This is a genomic window from Clostridia bacterium (assembly GCA_024653205.1).
Lineage (GTDB): Bacteria > Bacillota > DSM-521 > Neomoorellales > SLTJ01 > JANLFO01.
The window spans coordinates 1-15,005 of record JANLFO010000016.1 but is presented as its reverse complement, the minus strand read 5'-3'; the positions used below and the strand labels follow the sequence as shown (position 1 = coordinate 15,005).

Genomic DNA, 15,005 nt, shown 5'->3' with positions numbered 1-15,005 from the left:
CTACCTCGCCTTGGCCTGCACGTCCCGGCCGTCCGGCGAAAACGAACACACGGAAAACCTGAGCCCCGGGAGCCGGGCTGCCGAGGCCAAGCACGCAGGTCCGGGCCGCGCAGGTGCAAGGCCTATTCCGGAGAAGTGCCGCGACCGCCCAGAGGTTGGGTATCCTCCAGTGCCGCCTGACGAATACGGTTGATCTCCTCGGTCAGTTGCCGGTTCTGGTTTTGGTAGTAGCGCAGTTGACGCCGTAACGAGGCCTGCCTTATCAGGCCCAGGACCAGGGTGAGCAGGGCTCCCAGGATAAACGAGCCCAGGATGAGCAATGCCAGGGAAAGGCTGGGAGAATACCAGCCCAGGAAACGTACGGCTACGGGGCCGGCGTTCTGCACGGCGAAAACCGCCACCAGAAGGGCGAAAGCCAGCACTACCACCAGGTAATACTGCATGTCCCGTTCGTTGCCCCGACGGGCAACCCTCACCTCCTGCTAGTCCCTGCTGGGATATTCGCCCGGAGGCAAGGAATTCCTTCCGGCAAGGTCGGCAATGCGGGGTTCCAGGTAGGCACGCGAGTTGCGGCTGGGATCGGCCACGACCTCCTGGTGGAGGGCACGCAGAATCCGGCCCACTTCCGGGCCCGGAGACAGGCCGGCAATGCGCATTACGTCGTGCCCGTCTACGGCCAGATCCCCGATACCGAGGACTTCTCCTCTCTCCATAATGCCCTTCAGGCGGGTTCGAAAGGAAGCAAGTGCCGCCTCGGCCTGCAGCGCGGCTTGGGCGCCGGTAGCCAGAACGTCCGCCTGGCGCAAGGCCAAAAGCTCCTCCATCCTGTCCGAACCCACCCTCAGTACCAGGCGCCGAATACCCCTATCGCCCATGGCCAAAGGAAACATGTGGTGACGTATCAGTACTGCGACCGTTTCGCAGGTGCGGCGATCCCAGCGCAGGCGCTGCAAGATCTCTGAGGCCAGCCTGGCACCCAGGCGATCGTGCCCGAAGAAGTGCGCCGAACCGTCGGGGCCCAAAGCAAAGCAGCGAGGCTTGGCCACGTCGTGCAACAGGGCGGCCAGGCGCAGGGGGGCAAGGGGCGGAGTATAGCGAACGGTCTCCAGCAGGTGGTCCAACACGCTCCGCGTGTGCGCCCGGTGAGGCTGAGGAAAGGCCCAGCTTTCCCATAGTTCCGGGATCAATACAAAAAGCAGGCCGGTGGCGGCCAGGTCCTCCAGGGCCGCCGCCGCCCAGTGCCCGGTCAGCAGTCGCGCCAATTCCTCTCTAATCCGCTCGCGCGCCACCCGGAGCAACAGCTCGGCGTGGACGGCGGCCGAGAGCCGCGTGGCTCCCTCCAGGACCAGCCCGCGTTCTGCCGCCAACCGGAAGCCCCGGAGCATACGCAGGGGGTCTTCCCGGAAGCGCTCGGACGGCCGTCCCACCGTACGTATCAACCCCGCCCGGAGGTCCTTCCGGCCGCCGAAAGGGTCCACCACGCGTCCGGCAGCCAGGTCCAGAGCCAGGGCATTGACCGTAAAGTCGCGCCGGGCCAGGTCCTGTATGATATCGGAGCCGAAACGCACGTAGTCCGGCCGGCGGTAGTCGCTGTACCGCCCTTCGGCCCGAAAGGTGGTAACCTCCAGAGAGAATTGCCCCACCACCACGGTCACGGTCCCGAAGCGCCAGCCGGTGGGCACCACCCGGTAGCCCCGCCCGGCAAAAAGCGCGCTAACCTCGCTTGGTGGGGCGTCCGTGGCCAGATCCCAGTCCTTGGGAGAAAGACCCAGCAGCCCGTCCCGCAGGGCTCCGCCGACCAGGTACGCCTGGCGGCCGGCGACGCGGAGAATCCCCGCCGCCGATCTTACTTCCGGGGGAATCCAAAGCATGAGACCTCAAACCTGCCAGAGGGCGAGCAAAAGCCAAAGCCCGAAAGCCAGGGCGGCCAGCACCCGCACCAGGGGGGCCGAGAAGGCAAGCAACAGCACGCGGCGCGGGTGCCGCGAAAGTTCCAGGTAGGGCAGTACCCCGCCTCCCAGCAGGCCCACAATGGGCCGGGTAACCAGGCCCAAGGCCAAGCCCATGCCGACCGCGGCGAGCAGTTCTCGCAAGGGATACCTCCGCCCCAAGGCCCAGGAGGCGGCAGTGGCGCCGGCGCCGGTACCGGCCATGACCAGCAGTTCTCCGGCCCCCATGTCTCCCTGCCACCCGAGCACCAGGTCAACGGTGATCACGGCGGCCAGTCCCGGCCACCCGGCGGCCAGGGCCAGGAGAGGTGCGATCCAGAACCAGAATACCAGAAAGGCCCTGAGCAGCACCTCGCGCGGTTCCCCCTACCGATAGGCGGGACGGGCCGCGGACCGGCCCTGCCCCCACCGTTGCTGAAACTCGTAATAAAGGGGGCTGGCGATGCAATCCGAAGAATAAGTCCCGGTGATGGTGCCCACCAACAAGGCCAGGGCGAAAGTCTTGGTGGTCTGTCCTCCGAGCAACAGAAGGCAAAGCAGCACGATTATTACCGTGGCCGCAGTGGTTATGGTCCGTACCAGGCTCACGTTGATGCTGAAGTTGATGACTTCGGAGAGGGGTGACTTGCGCATTATCCGCAGACTCTCCCGGATACGGTCGAAAATCACGATGGTATCGTTGATGGAATAACCGATCAGGGTGAGGATCGCGGCCACGAAGGCGCTGTCTACCTCGATCTGAAAGAGCGAGAAGAAACCCAGGGTTATCAGCACGTCGTGAACCAAGGCCAGCAGGGCGGCCACGCCGAAGTAGAACTGGAAGCGGACAGAAATGTAGGCCAGCATGAGTGCCCAGCCGATTACCAGCGCCCAAAGAGCATTTAGAGTGAGTTCACGCCCGATTACTGCCCCCACCTTCTCGTTCCGCAGTACCTCGAGATCACCCAGCTTCTGTCGTAGCGTGTTAACCAAGGCTTCTCCCTCTGCCTCACTCAGCTCCGGAGTACGCAGCAAGAACTGATTGGCTTCTGCCTGCTGTACCCGGCAGGAACGGAGGCTGGTCTCTCCTAATACCTGCCGAACCTGCTCTATGGACACCGGCTGTTTAAACTCTACCTGAAGTAAGTTTCCGCCGGTGAAATCAATACCCAGATTGAGGGCGCTACCCTGAGTAAAGTCACGCACCGCCATTGAAATAAGACCGACTATGATCAAAGCCAGGGAGACCGCGTAATACACGCGACGATACTTCATGAAGTCAAGCTGGAACTTCACGCCTTACCCCCTCCAACCGCCGGCGTGCGCGCCGCTACTCCGTAGAAGCCCGGCCTGCGTAGGAACTCCACCCGCACCAGCTGCCGCAGCAGCCACCGGGTGAGCACTACCGCCGTGAAGAAACTGGCAGCAATACCCAGAATAAGGGTTACGGCGAAACCCCTAATAGAACCCGTGCCGAGATAGTAAAGCACCACCGCGGCCAGGATGGTGGTTAAATTGGCGTCAAAGATAGTCCAAAAGGCCCGACGGAAGCCGGCCTCCACCGCCGCCCGCAGGGTCTTGCCCGCCCGCAACTCGTCCTTGATGCGCTCGTAGATAATGATGTTGGCGTCCACCGCCATACCCATGGACAGCAGTACCCCGGCGATCCCGGGAAGGGTGAGTACGGCGCCGATGCCGACCAGAGCCGCCAGAAGCAAGAGCGCGTACACCACCAGGGAGAGGTCGGCCACCACTCCCGGCAGGCGGTACACCAGGATCATGAAAATCAGCACGGCTATCACCGCTACCGTTACCGCTACCCGGCTGCGGGCCAGGGAGTCCTCCCCCAGCGTGGGCCCTACCAGCCGCTTCTCCAGTATCTCCACGTTCACCGGCAGGGCACCGCCCCGCAGCAGGGCGGCCAGTTCGGCAGCCTCGTCGAAGGTGGCAAACCCGCCCTCTATTACCGCCTTGCCTTCCGTAATGGCGGTTCTGACCACCGGATTGGTCAGAAGCTCCTCGTCCAGATATACCGCAATGCAGCGCCGCGGGTCGGTTTCGCCATACTGTTCCACCAGTTGTTTGGTAACCTCACCGAACTTCCGGGCCCCTTCGGAGTTGAACTCGAGTTCCACGACCGGCTCGTTGGTGGCCGGATCCCGGTTGGGCCGGGCATCTTTCAACTCGCTACCGGTCACCACTACCTTTCCGTCGTACGTCTTAAACTGTAGCATGGCGGTCTTGCCGATAAGCCGCACGGCATCGTCCGGGTCCTTCACGCCCGCCAGCTCGATTATCAGCCGGTCGGCTCCCTGCCGCTGGATAACCGGCTCACTGACCCCCAGTTCGTCCACCCTTTGACGCATTACCGACTGTAACTGCCGCATGTCCTCATCGGTTACCGCTTTACCTTCCCTGCCCTGGGCCTGGGCCACCACGTGCACCCCACCCTGGAGGTCTAGGCCGTAGGTAACCATTCCCAATAGAGGCCTGAGCAGCAATACTCCCGCGACTACTATGGCTACCGCCGAGAACAAAAAAATGATAAAACTGCGCTGACCCACGTTCTATCGCTCCTCCGGTCGGCACTTTGGCACCATTATAATCTCGGTCAACCGTACTGTCAAAGGAACCTGGCCCCATTTATCTCCATGCCGAAGGCACAGCCCAGGAAGGCTGCCGCCCGGCGGCACATGAGCATTCGGGTGAGAAAGATCTCAAAGTAGTCCATGACCGGACTGATGTCCGTGTCGATGGTCAGCTCCATGGTCAATCGCTTGCGTTCGGCGTCTACCCGGAGGAAGGAACGCTCCACCGCATAATTCACGCGGTCGTGCAGATCAAAGGTTGCCGGATCCCGGTTGCGAACCCGGGAACGGTGTACGTCCGACTTGTCGGCCAGGATGAGAGCGGCCGCTACCGGGTTGACCGCCTGACCGTACTCCTCTTCGTGGTTGCCGACGGCGCCGACCACCTGGGCCACTTCTTCCGGAGGCATGCCCAGCCGGCCGAGGATCTGGTAGGCAATGAGGGCCCCGGCCTGGCCGTGGTTGTGGCGGCCGACCACGTTGCCGATGTCGTGGAGGTAGCCGGCAATGGCCGCCAGTTCGGCAGTACGCCTGGGATGTCCGAGGTGGGTGAGGATGTTGTACGCCACCTGCGCCACCAGGTTAACGTGGCGCTGCCCGTGCTCGGTATAGCCTATGGCCCCCAGGTACTCGTTGCTCCGGGCGATATAGACTGCCACCTCGGGATCCCGCTTAACGTCTTCCAGCCGTACTACGGTTTGCGTAGATCCGTTCACTCCTCGCGGGTGGGAACATACGCCACCGCCGACTTGTCTACCTCCACCTCAACCTTGTCGGCGATGCGTACCAGAAGGCTGTCCTCCTTGATCCTGGTAATCCGCCCGTGGAGGCCGCCCACGGTGACGATGTGGTCGTTGACCTTAAGACGGGAAAGCATCTCCTGCCGTTTTTTCTGCTGCGCTTGCTGGGGCCGGATTATGAACAGGTACATGATCACAAAGAAGATCACCAGATAGAGGACGGCCACGTTCCAACTACTGTTCATGAACTAGCCTGCACCACCTTTCCAGTTGCTTACTACCTAGTTTGCTTTCGCCACTATCCCTTCAAACCCTCTTCCGGGGCATGCATTTGCCGAAACTCCTTCAGGAATCGGGAAAAGGTTCCCTCGGCGATTGCCCGCCGGGCCCGCTCCATGAGGGTAAGCGTAAAGTAAAGGTTGTGAATGGTGGTCAGCCTGACCCCCAGGATCTCCCCCGCCTTCAGGAGGTGGCGGATGTAGGCGCGGGAAAAATGCCGGCAGGCGTAGCAGCCGCACCCTTCTTCCAGAGGCCGATAGTCGCGGGCATAGGCTGCGTTTCGCAGCACCAGCTTGCCCGTCCGGGTCAGCACCGAACCGTTGCGGGCCATGCGGGTGGGCAGTACACAGTCGAAGAGGTCCACGCCCAAGGCGACGCCTTCCACCAGGCAATCCGGGCTCCCTACACCCATGAGATAGCGCGGTCGATCCGCCGGCAACAGGGGTACGGTAAGATCCAGGATCTCGTACATGAGGGGTTTAGGCTCGCCCACGCTCAGGCCGCCGACGGCGTACCCGGGAAAATCCAGGCCCACGATTTCCTCGGCGCTCCGGCGCCTGAGATCCGGGTAGGTGGCCCCCTGGACGATGCCGAACAAGGCCTGATCCCGGCGGCGATGCGCCCGCAGACAGCGGGCCGCCCAGGCGGTGGTCCGTTCAACTGCCTCCTGGGCCTCGGCGTGCTCCACCGGATAGGGAACGCACTGGTCGAAGGCCATGGCTATGTCCGCCCCCAGAAGCATCTGGACTTCCACCGCTTTTTCCGGGGTGAAGAAGTGGCTGGAGCCGTCGAGGTGGGAGCGGAAGACCACGCCTTCGTCGGTTACCCGGCGCAGGCCCGACAGGCTGAAGACCTGGAAGCCCCCACTGTCGGTCAGCAGGGCCCGGGACCAACCCATGAAACGGTGCAGCCCCCCGGCGTCGGCCACCACTTCGGGCCCCGGCCGCAGGTAAAGGTGATAGGTGTTGCTCAAGAGCAGCCGCGCCCCCAGGGCCTCCAGCTCCGCCGGGGTCATGGCCTTGACCGTGGCCTGCGTCCCCACCGGCATGAAAGCCGGGGTATCGACCACGCCGTGCGGGGTATGAAGCCTTCCCAGACGGGCGCGGGTCTCGCTGCAGGTAGCAAGTATTTCAAAACGTACCGGCGCGTTCATGAGCCATATTCTTCACAATATGAGCATGGCATCGCCGAAGGAATAGAAGCGGTATCGGTGCTCTACGGCCAACCGGTAGGCCGCCAGCACCCGCTCCCGGCCGGCGAAAGCGCAGACCAACATGAGCAGGCTGGACCGAGGGAGGTGGAAGTTGGTGATCAGGGCGTCAACCCGGCGAAAGCAGTGTCCGGGATAGATAAAGAGGTCCGCCCAGCCCTCGCCCGCGACCACGCGGCCGTGGCGCGCCGCCACCGTCTCCAGTGCCCGCACCACGGTGGTACCTACCGCCACCACCCGTCCTCCCTGCCGGGAAGCCCGCTCGATCCTCGCCGCGGCCTCCGGCGACACCCGGTAGTACTCCGGCTCCAGCCGGTGCTCTTCCACCTTTTCCGTGCGTACCGGCCGGAAGGTGGCCGGGCCCACATGGAGCACTACCGGCACCACCTCTACCCCCAGCCGACGAAGCGCCTCCAACAGCTCGGGCGTGAAGTGCAGTCCGGCGGTAGGAGCGGCTACAGAACCTTCTTCCCGGGCGTAAACCGTTTGGTAGCGTTCCAGCGGAGAGGAACGGCGAATGTAAGGGGGCAGTGGGGTCTGGCCCAGACGCTTCAAGACCGCCTCCGCCTGCTCCCCTCCCGGGAACTCCACCACCCGGCGGCCTTCCGCGCCCTCCTCTACGACCCGTGCCTCCAGGTCCTCGCCGAAGATCAACCGCTCCCCGCTCCGGACCCGGCGGGCCGGTCTGGCCAGCACCTCCCAGCACCCCGCCCGTCGGCGCCTGAGCAGCAGGAGTTCTACCCTGCCGCCGGCTTCCCGCCGGCCGACCAGGCGTGCGGGGATGACCTTGGTCTCGTTTACCACCAGCACGTCCCCGGAGCGCAGGTACTCCGGAAGCTCGCGAAAGCGCCGGTGCTCGATCCGGCCGGAGGAACGGTGCAGGACCAGCAGGCGCGAGGCATCGCGGGGTTCGACCGGCTCCTGGGCGATGAGTTCGGGCGGTAGGGCGTAATCAAAGAGAGTGGTTTCCAACGCCGTGGCTGCCTCCGCACTTGCGACCTGCGAAAGGTTCTACCCTCCAAGGGGGCGATAGGGGCCGACGACCAGGCTGCCGTCCTTCCGGTTTTGGTTAAAGTAGTATTCCAGTATATCCCGGTAATCATGCCCCTCGGCCGCCATACCCTGGGCTCCCCACTGACTCATGCCCACCCCGTGTCCGTGCCCCCGTCCGGTGAATTCCAGGCGGGTGAAGATCTTGGGCAGTTCCCGGCTGGTTCCACCTGCGCCCATTACCCAGTAGGTGCTGCTTCCGGGGTTGACGGGGCTTGTCCCCAGAGCATGGGCTGCCCGCAGGCCCTCTGCCTCCTGGCGTTCGGCGGCGCCCCCGGCGGCCAAGAGACATACCCGGGAGTCCGGCCGCAGGTCAAAAAGGGTACTGCGCAGATCGAACAGGCTGCGGGCCGTTTCTCCCCGCACTTCCCGCTCGCCTTCCCGACCTCTTATGAGTACTTGAGTAACGCGCCCGGATTTAGTGGGTTCGCCGTTGCTGCCCAGGCGAGAAAGCCGGATCTCCGTCACTTCCCCCACCGGAATCTGCTCCTGGGGCCGATCCGTCCGGGCGGCATTCCAGCCTGCCAGCCGGGCGGCAAGCTCCTCCCGGGTGAGCACCTTCTGCCACTGGTAGGTGTACGCCGGCCAACTGGAGGGGTCCGGTGCCCGCTCCAGGGCGTAGCTATCCCACGGCGAAGGCACCCCGCGCAAGTAGGGAAAGGCTCCTTGCCACACGTTTTCGCTGTCTTCGGTATGACCTCCGGCGTTGGCGTGGAAGTACGCCTGTACCAATTGGCCCCGGTAGTACATGACCTCCCCCCGGGTGGCGTCCACCGCGGCCTTCACCCGCGCAAAGCCGGACTTGACCTCTGCCTCGTAGCCCACGTACCTTTGGGTGAGTTGGTCCGTGCCCACGTCGTAGGCCCGGGCCGCCTGGGTGGCCTTGCGGAACAGGGCGTAGCTCCGCGAAGCCACCGCCTGGGCCTTCAGGGCCTCCAACGGAGCACCGTAGGTCATTTCCTCGCCTACAACGCCGTACAGGTACTCCTCCAGATCCACCAGATTTACCGCCAGAATACCGGCCGCCGTTCTCTCCAGACGCAGGGCACCCCGGTACCGGCAACCGTTCAGGGAAAAAAGCGGTGCTTCCGAAGCCGAAGCAACGGGACGGAAAAGCAAGGGTCCGGCGACCGGCCCCAGCTGCCGCCCGGCGCCGGTACTCAGGCCTAACCCGACGGGGTCGGTGCCCACCGTCCAGGTGGTACCGGCCGCGGCCACCACCAGGACGGCTCCGGTGGCAATATCCACCACCTCGAAGCTGCCCCGGTAAATCCCGACCTCCCTTTGGGCGGGTGCGACTCCCAAACCCACGCGCAGGGTTTCCCCGGCCCAGGCCGGAACGGTGACCAGGAAAAAGCAGGAAAAAAACAATAAGACCAGTACCGGCTTGATCCTCCCCATGGCACCCTCCCCCACAGATTCACCGCTAGCCGGAGCTTCAACGCCGCAGCAGCAGGTTGAGCAAGAAAGTAAGCACCACGCTGAGCAATAGACAGGTTACCAGGGGGAAGTAAAAGGTGAAAGTGCCCCGCTGATAGACGATGTCTCCCGGCAGGCGCCCCAGAGGCCCCAGCCGGGGGCCCACCCACAGCACCACTCCCACCAGTATCAACAGGGCCCCCATGATCACCAGACTTCGTCCCAGCCAGCTCCACTCTCCCACCGAACTCACCTCGCCGTCTTCACTCGTCGCCCCATTCTCACGCGGGGCTTGGCGCGGCAGCGACGCACCGAGTCCGGTACCCGGCACCCACCAGTTACTCGGAGAAACCCGGGCTGCCGGCAAACCGGTGATGACTCGGGACGGCACCCGGCGACCGACGGCTAATCGTCGGCCAGCTCGATTACCTCCTGGACCAAGACCGGGCGACCCAGGTGGGCGAAGGCCAGAGGCGTGGCTACCCGCCCGCGAGGCGTCCGCTTGAGGTACCCGATCTGCATGAGGTAAGGCTCCAAGACGTCTTCGACCGTCTCCGGTTCCTCGTTGAGGCTTGCCGCCAGGGTTTCCAGCCCTACCGGACCGCCGGCGAACTTGTCGATCAGGGTAAGCAGCATCTGCCGGTCGGCCGCGTCCAGGCCCTGCTCGTCCACCTGCAGCAGCTCCAGCGCCGCCCGGGCCACCCGCGCATCGATGCGGCCGTCGCCTCTCACCTGGGCGTAATCCCGCACCCGCCTCAGGAGCCGGTTGGCCACTCGCGGCGTCCCCCGGGAGCGGCGGGCAATTTCCTCTGCCCCTTCGGCGTCGATCTCGATACCCAGCACTTGGGCAGAACGCCGCACGATCTCTGCCAACTCCTCCTGCCGGTAGAAGTTGAGGCGCAGGGTGACGCCGAAACGGTTGCGCAGGGGCGAGCTCACCAGCCCGGCCCGCGTGGTGGCCCCGATCAGGGTAAAGGGGGCGAGCTTCAACCGCAGCGAGCGGGCACCCGGCCCCTTGCCCAAGACGATGTCCAGGGCATAGTCTTCCATGGCCGGATACAGGATCTCCTCCACAACCCGGCTCAGCCGGTGGATTTCGTCCAGGAAGAGCACGTCGCCCGGCTGAAGATTGGTGAGGATGGCCGCCAGGTCTCCCGGCCGCTCGATGGCCGGTCCGGAACTGATGCGGATCTGCACGCCCAGTTCGTTGGCGATCACCATGGCCAGCGTAGTCTTGCCCAGGCCCGGCGGGCCGTAGAGCAGGACGTGGTCAAGGGGCTCACGGCGGCTCCGGGCCGCCTGGATGAAAATACCGAGGCTCTCCTTGACCTCCTCCTGACCTACGTACTCTGCCAGGGTGCGAGGTCTCAACGTCAGCTCGAACTGCTGCTCCTCTTCTCCTGCGGCCCGGCCGCTCAGCCACCTCTGCACTGCTCTTGCCCCCTTCGCCCTCCTCGCCCCGGCTCCGCGCCTACGGCGCCCGACTGGGATCAAGACGTTTCAGACAATAGGCCAGCAACTCCTCGACCGCACTTTCCTCGCCCAGGGTCCTTCGGGCCTCCCTCACCAGGGGCTCAACTTCCGCAGCCACGTAGCCAAGGACGGTCAGGGCGTTCAGCACTTCGTCGGCTTCCCCCGACGGAACTGTCTGGGCCGCCGGGCACCTGCGCGTCAGGCGATCCTTCAGCTCCAGTACTACGCGCTGGGCCAGCTTAGGCCCTATGCCGGGAACCCGGGTCAGGGCGGCAGTATCTCCCCGGCCTATGATTTCCACCAGCCGCTTCCCTCCGTAGACAGAGAGAAGGCCCAGTGCGCCTTTGGGCCCCAGGCCGTTTACACCCACCAGACGGACGAAAAGATCGCGCTCCTCAGCCTCGGAGAACCCGTACAGGTTCACACCGTCCTCCCGCACCTGCAGCCAGGTATACAGCATTACCGGCGAGCCCGGGGGCGGAAGCATTTCCGCGGTTCTGGCCGGAACTTGCACCAGGAAACCTATGCCGCCGACCTCCAGGACCACCGCCGGTCCGGCGCTCACCAGGGTTCCCCGCAGGAAGGCAATCACGGCGGCGCTACCGTCCTCCTTTCCAGGTACCACCTCTCCAGACAGCAGATGGCCACCGCCAGGGCGTCGGCAACGTCGTCCGGCTCGGGCCGGACCGGCAGCTCCAGCAACATGTGGACCATTTTCTGAACCTGCTGCTTCTCCGCCCCGCCGTAACCGGTGACCGCCTGTTTCACCGTAAGGGGATTGTACTCCTCCACCGGTACGGCCGCCTCGGCGGCAGCCAGGAGCACCACGCCCCGCGCCTGGCCGACTTCTATGGCCGTGCGCGCGTTGCGGTTGAAAAATATCTGCTCCAGGGCCAGGCAGTCGGGGTGATGACGGCCGAACAATTCGCCTAGCTGCCGGTGCAGCATGAGCAGCCGGCCGGGTAGCGGTTCTCCCGCCGGTGTTTCGATACATCCCCACGCCACGGGCACCAGGTCCCGCCCGACCCGCCGGATCAGCCCGTACCCGGTCCGGGCCAGCCCCGGATCCACGCCCATCACCAGCACCCGGCTTTCACCCCGCCCTCAACTGGCGGCCGCTCCCTCTTCCAACTCCCGCATCAGGCTGGCCGGGATATCGAAGTTGGCGTAGACCGCCTGCACGTCATCGTGGTCTTCCAAAACGTCCACCAGGCGCAACACTCGACGCGCCAGTTCCGGATCGGAGATGCTCACCGTGGTCTTGGGCAACATGGTTACTTCCGCCGAAGCCACGGCAACCCTTCTGCCCTCCAGCGCCTTCCTGACCTGCTCCAGCTGGCCCGGCTCGGTGACGATTTCGATGAAGTTGTCCTCCTCGCGCAGGTTAACGTCCTCTGCGCCGGCCTCAATGGCCCAGAGCATGATGTCGTCCGCCGTCTGGGAAACATCTTCCAGTTCCACGGTGATAAGTCCCCGGCTCTCGAACATCCAGGCCACGCAGCCGGATTCGCCCAGGTTGCCCCCGTACCTGGAGAAAAGGTGGCGGATCTCCGAAGCCGTGCGGTTGCGGTTGTCGGTGGCCAGGCTGAGCATTATGGCCACACCGCCGGGCCCGTAACCCTCGTAAACCACTTCCTCGTAGGTTTCGCCGGCGATCTCTCCCGTACCCTTCTGTATGGCCCGCTGGATGTTTTCCATGGGCATATTGGCCTCTCGGGCCCGCTGAATGGCCAGCTTGAGGCGGGGATTGGCCTCGGGGTCACCTCCGCCGAGGCGGGCGGCAACGATCAACTCCCGGCCCAGCCTGGTAAACAATTTGCCCTTTTGGGCGTCTACCCGGGCTTTGCGGTGCTTTATGTTGGCCCACTTGGAATGACCGGACACTCTACACCACCCGCTTTCCTGCGGATCCTGACTAGTCCTCCAGGGGCTCCAAGAAGATCTTGTGGTCCACCAGAGCCATTTCCTTGATCCGCGCCTTGATCAGCTTCCGCCGACCGAAAATATCCTCCAGCAGGATGCCCTCTTCCTGCGGAATAACCCGGTCCACACTCTCCAGCAACAATTCTTCTTTGCCGCCCCGAAGCAAGTAAGCATTGGCCTCACACATCCGACTAACCCTCCTTCTCCAGCTGTATAGCCTTCAGCCTCTGCACCAGTCGCTCCACCTGGTGGGGCAGGGGCTCCGCCACCGCCCCTACCACCTCCACCCCGGCACGGTTAAGAGGCAGGAGCAGTTTGCGCGCCGGGCTGGAGGCTACCGCCGCGGCCATGGCCGGCGTGAGTTCGCCCAGCATCGAATTGGCCAGAACCACGGCCAGCGAGCCTACGATTACATCTACCCGGCAGGCGTTTTGTACTACCGCGTTTTCTCCGGTGGCGCCTTCGTTGGCGCCGGCCTTTAACATGGCGGAGGTGGCCAGAGAATTGGTGCCCAGGGCCAGGATTTCCACCTCTTCCCCCAGCTCCTTACGGATCCGCTCGGTGAGGTGTCGGCCTATACCCCCGCCCTGCCCGTCGATTACCGCAATCCGCATTTGCTCCCCCCACCGCCGAGTATTCGCCCCAATCGCTTTCTTCTCCTGCCCCTCTAGCGGACCTCGCAGCCCAAGGTCCTCTCCATTTCTTCCAGCGCAAAACGATGGGCTGCCTCGGAAAAGGAGGCCACCGCCTCCCGCAGGATTACTACCCGGTAACCGCGCATGCGGGCATCGGCGGCCGTGTAGAGCACGCAGATGTTGGTACACACTCCGCACAGCCACAGCTCGCCCACGCCCTTCTCCCGCAGGGTAGCGTCCAGGTCGGTGCCGAAGAAACCGCTGTAGCGCCGCTTGGGGATTATTATCTCTCCGGCAGATGGGGCCAGCTCCGGTACCACCTCCGCCCCCGGGGTCCCTTCCAGACAGTGCGGAGAAAACATGACAAACTCGGAGTCGTTCGGCCGGTGCCGGTCGCAAAGGTAGATCACCGGTCTACCCTGGTCGCGGGCTGCCTTCAGTGCCGCCTTCACCTGCGGCTTGACCTTCTCCGCCGCCGCCCCGATGTACAGGGCGCCTCCGGGCTCTACGAAATCGCGCAGCATATCCACCACTATTAGGACCGACGCCACCTGGTACCCCCTCCGCGCAGGTCTACCAGTTACCTCTTGCATTAATTATAACACAGCCACTCCCCGTGGCTCACTTCGCCTTGCGGAGAGGAAGGGTAAGGGATAACGGCCCGTATCAGCAGGTATGCTCCTTAAAAAGGCGAAAGAGATGGAGGAGAGGCAAGATAAGGTACCGGACCATCGGGACGACCGTGCCCGGAAACGGGCCCGGCACGGCGTCAATCAGGAACTGAGAAGGAGGGCTCTGCGGGATTTTGATCGAATGGGCGCTTCGGGTAATCCAGCAGCTCGGTTATCCGGGCATAATCTTTGCCATGTTCCTGGAAAATGTGTTTCCCCCTATTCCCTCCGAAGTGGTTCTTTCCTTCGCCGGTTTCTTAACTACCGAAGGCACCTTCAGCCTGCAGGGAGCCGTGGCCTCCGCCACCCTGGGTTCGGTACTCGGTGCCCTGGCACTCTACGGCCTCGGTTCCGTTTGGGGTCGCGAGCGCCTTTACCGCTTTGTCGGGCGTTACGGGCCCTATCTCCGGGTAAAGCAAACGGATATTCTTAAGGCCGAGGAATGGTTCTCACGCTATGGTTCCGGGGCCGTCTTTTTCGGGCGCATGTTCCCCATAGTACGGAGCCTTATCTCCATTCCCGCCGGGCTATCCCGAATGAGAATGCCCGTCTTCGTGATCTACACCGCGGCAGGTACGGTGCTGTGGAACCTCCTCCTGGTTACCCTGGGCGCCGCCCTGGGAACGGCCTGGGCGAAAGTAGCCACCTGGGCCGACTATTATCAGCTGGTGATGATCATCGTCCTGGCCTTGCTCCTGGTGGGCTTTTTCTGCACGCGAAGGCGCCGGCGACCGCATTAAAAAGTTAAGCCCCGGTAATACACCGGGGTTTGAGGCTTAGCTTTCTGGCGGCGACCTGCTCTCCCGGGGGCTAGATCCCCAGTACCATCGGCGCTGGAGGGCTTAACTTCCGTGTTCGGAATGGGAACGGGTGTTTCCCCTCCGCTATGACCACCAGAAAGCCGGTTCCCTCAAAACTGCACAAGCGCACGTCGCAAGCCCTCGACCCATTAGTACCGGTCCGCTCAAGAGGTTGCCCCCCTTGCACTCCCGGCCTATCTACCTGGTCTTCTCCCAGGGGTCTTACCCGGTTTTCCCGGCGGGAAACCTCATCTTGGGGTGGGCTTCGCGCTTAGATGCCTTCAGCGCT

The 15,005-nt window shown here is 63.7% G+C and carries 19 protein-coding genes and 2 rRNA genes; 1 reads left to right on the top strand and 20 read right to left on the bottom strand.

From position 1 onward, the window contains the following. Window positions 1-122: 122 nt before the first annotated feature. The 18 genes from NUV99_08635 to NUV99_08550 all read right to left on the bottom strand — a co-directional run bounded on the left by NUV99_08635 (window position 123) and on the right by NUV99_08550 (window position 13,796). Window positions 123-476: a LapA family protein gene (locus NUV99_08635; GenBank protein MCR4420171.1), complete on the bottom strand. Its 354-nt coding sequence runs from the start codon at window positions 474-476 to the stop codon at window positions 123-125. A gap of 6 nt (window positions 477-482) precedes the next feature. Continuing rightward, window positions 483-1,871 (bottom strand): CCA tRNA nucleotidyltransferase, encoded by a 1,389-nt coding sequence (locus NUV99_08630; protein ID MCR4420170.1) that lies wholly within the window; start codon window positions 1,869-1,871, stop codon window positions 483-485. Between the two features lie 6 nt (window positions 1,872-1,877). Continuing rightward, on the bottom strand, window positions 1,878-2,300 hold the full coding sequence (locus NUV99_08625; GenBank protein ID MCR4420169.1) for a hypothetical protein: 423 nt from the start codon (window positions 2,298-2,300) through the stop codon (window positions 1,878-1,880). A gap of 15 nt (window positions 2,301-2,315) precedes the next feature. Continuing rightward, complete coding sequence (secF, locus tag NUV99_08620; protein MCR4420168.1) at window positions 2,316-3,224, bottom strand: protein translocase subunit SecF; 909 nt, start codon at window positions 3,222-3,224, stop codon at window positions 2,316-2,318. Beyond that, a complete protein-coding gene (secD, locus tag NUV99_08615) occupies window positions 3,221-4,492 on the bottom strand; it encodes a protein translocase subunit SecD (GenBank protein MCR4420167.1) in 1,272 nt (423 codons plus the stop codon). The genes secF and secD overlap by 4 nt, the downstream gene beginning before the upstream one ends. A 59-nt stretch (window positions 4,493-4,551) precedes the next feature. After that, entirely contained in the window at window positions 4,552-5,232 is a 681-nt protein-coding gene (locus tag NUV99_08610; protein ID MCR4420166.1) for an HD domain-containing protein, read from the bottom strand. Beyond that, window positions 5,229-5,501: a preprotein translocase subunit YajC gene (yajC, locus tag NUV99_08605; GenBank protein ID MCR4420165.1), complete on the bottom strand. Its 273-nt coding sequence runs from the start codon at window positions 5,499-5,501 to the stop codon at window positions 5,229-5,231. The genes NUV99_08610 and yajC overlap by 4 nt, the downstream gene beginning before the upstream one ends. Window positions 5,502-5,554: 53 nt before the next feature. After that, window positions 5,555-6,688 (bottom strand): tRNA guanosine(34) transglycosylase Tgt, encoded by a 1,134-nt coding sequence (gene tgt / locus NUV99_08600; GenBank protein ID MCR4420164.1) that lies wholly within the window; start codon window positions 6,686-6,688, stop codon window positions 5,555-5,557. 12 nt (window positions 6,689-6,700) lie between these two features. Beyond that, window positions 6,701-7,717 (bottom strand): tRNA preQ1(34) S-adenosylmethionine ribosyltransferase-isomerase QueA, encoded by a 1,017-nt coding sequence (gene queA / locus NUV99_08595; protein ID MCR4420163.1) that lies wholly within the window; start codon window positions 7,715-7,717, stop codon window positions 6,701-6,703. Window positions 7,718-7,756: 39 nt separating this feature from the next. Further along, window positions 7,757-9,196, bottom strand: coding sequence for a SpoIID/LytB domain-containing protein (locus NUV99_08590; protein MCR4420162.1), 1,440 nt, complete (start codon window positions 9,194-9,196; stop codon window positions 7,757-7,759). A 37-nt stretch (window positions 9,197-9,233) separates the two neighbouring features. Next, window positions 9,234-9,458, bottom strand: a complete 225-nt coding sequence (locus NUV99_08585; protein MCR4420161.1) for a DUF2905 domain-containing protein — start codon at window positions 9,456-9,458, stop codon at window positions 9,234-9,236. A gap of 161 nt (window positions 9,459-9,619) precedes the next feature. After that, on the bottom strand, window positions 9,620-10,645 hold the full coding sequence (gene ruvB, locus NUV99_08580; protein MCR4420160.1) for a Holliday junction branch migration DNA helicase RuvB: 1,026 nt from the start codon (window positions 10,643-10,645) through the stop codon (window positions 9,620-9,622). Between the two features lie 40 nt (window positions 10,646-10,685). Beyond that, the gene (gene ruvA / locus NUV99_08575) at window positions 10,686-11,279 is read right to left on the bottom strand and encodes a Holliday junction branch migration protein RuvA (protein ID MCR4420159.1); all 594 of its coding nucleotides are present in this window, start codon (window positions 11,277-11,279) and stop codon (window positions 10,686-10,688) included. Continuing rightward, window positions 11,276-11,773 (bottom strand): crossover junction endodeoxyribonuclease RuvC, encoded by a 498-nt coding sequence (ruvC, locus tag NUV99_08570; protein MCR4420158.1) that lies wholly within the window; start codon window positions 11,771-11,773, stop codon window positions 11,276-11,278. Before ruvC ends, ruvA begins: the two co-directional genes overlap by 4 nt. Before the next feature lie 18 nt (window positions 11,774-11,791). Beyond that, window positions 11,792-12,571, bottom strand: a complete 780-nt coding sequence (locus tag NUV99_08565; protein MCR4420157.1) for a YebC/PmpR family DNA-binding transcriptional regulator — start codon at window positions 12,569-12,571, stop codon at window positions 11,792-11,794. A gap of 31 nt (window positions 12,572-12,602) precedes the next feature. Beyond that, entirely contained in the window at window positions 12,603-12,797 is a 195-nt protein-coding gene (locus NUV99_08560) for a CooT family nickel-binding protein (GenBank protein ID MCR4420156.1), read from the bottom strand. A 4-nt stretch (window positions 12,798-12,801) separates the two neighbouring features. Then, a complete protein-coding gene (locus NUV99_08555) occupies window positions 12,802-13,224 on the bottom strand; it encodes a DUF3842 family protein (GenBank protein ID MCR4420155.1) in 423 nt (140 codons plus the stop codon). Between the two features lie 53 nt (window positions 13,225-13,277). Then, entirely contained in the window at window positions 13,278-13,796 is a 519-nt protein-coding gene (locus tag NUV99_08550) for a cysteine hydrolase (GenBank protein ID MCR4420154.1), read from the bottom strand. A 254-nt stretch (window positions 13,797-14,050) separates the two neighbouring features. On the opposite strand from NUV99_08550, the gene NUV99_08545 reads away from it, so the two are divergent. Beyond that, window positions 14,051-14,656 (top strand): DedA family protein, encoded by a 606-nt coding sequence (locus NUV99_08545; GenBank protein ID MCR4420153.1) that lies wholly within the window; start codon window positions 14,051-14,053, stop codon window positions 14,654-14,656. A 42-nt stretch (window positions 14,657-14,698) separates the two neighbouring features. Here the strand turns inward: NUV99_08545 and rrf are convergent. Both rrf and NUV99_08535 read right to left on the bottom strand, forming a co-directional pair. Continuing rightward, window positions 14,699-14,814 (bottom strand): 5S ribosomal RNA (gene rrf, locus NUV99_08540). A gap of 30 nt (window positions 14,815-14,844) precedes the next feature. Further along, window positions 14,845-15,005 (bottom strand): 23S ribosomal RNA (locus NUV99_08535); the annotation flags it as partial.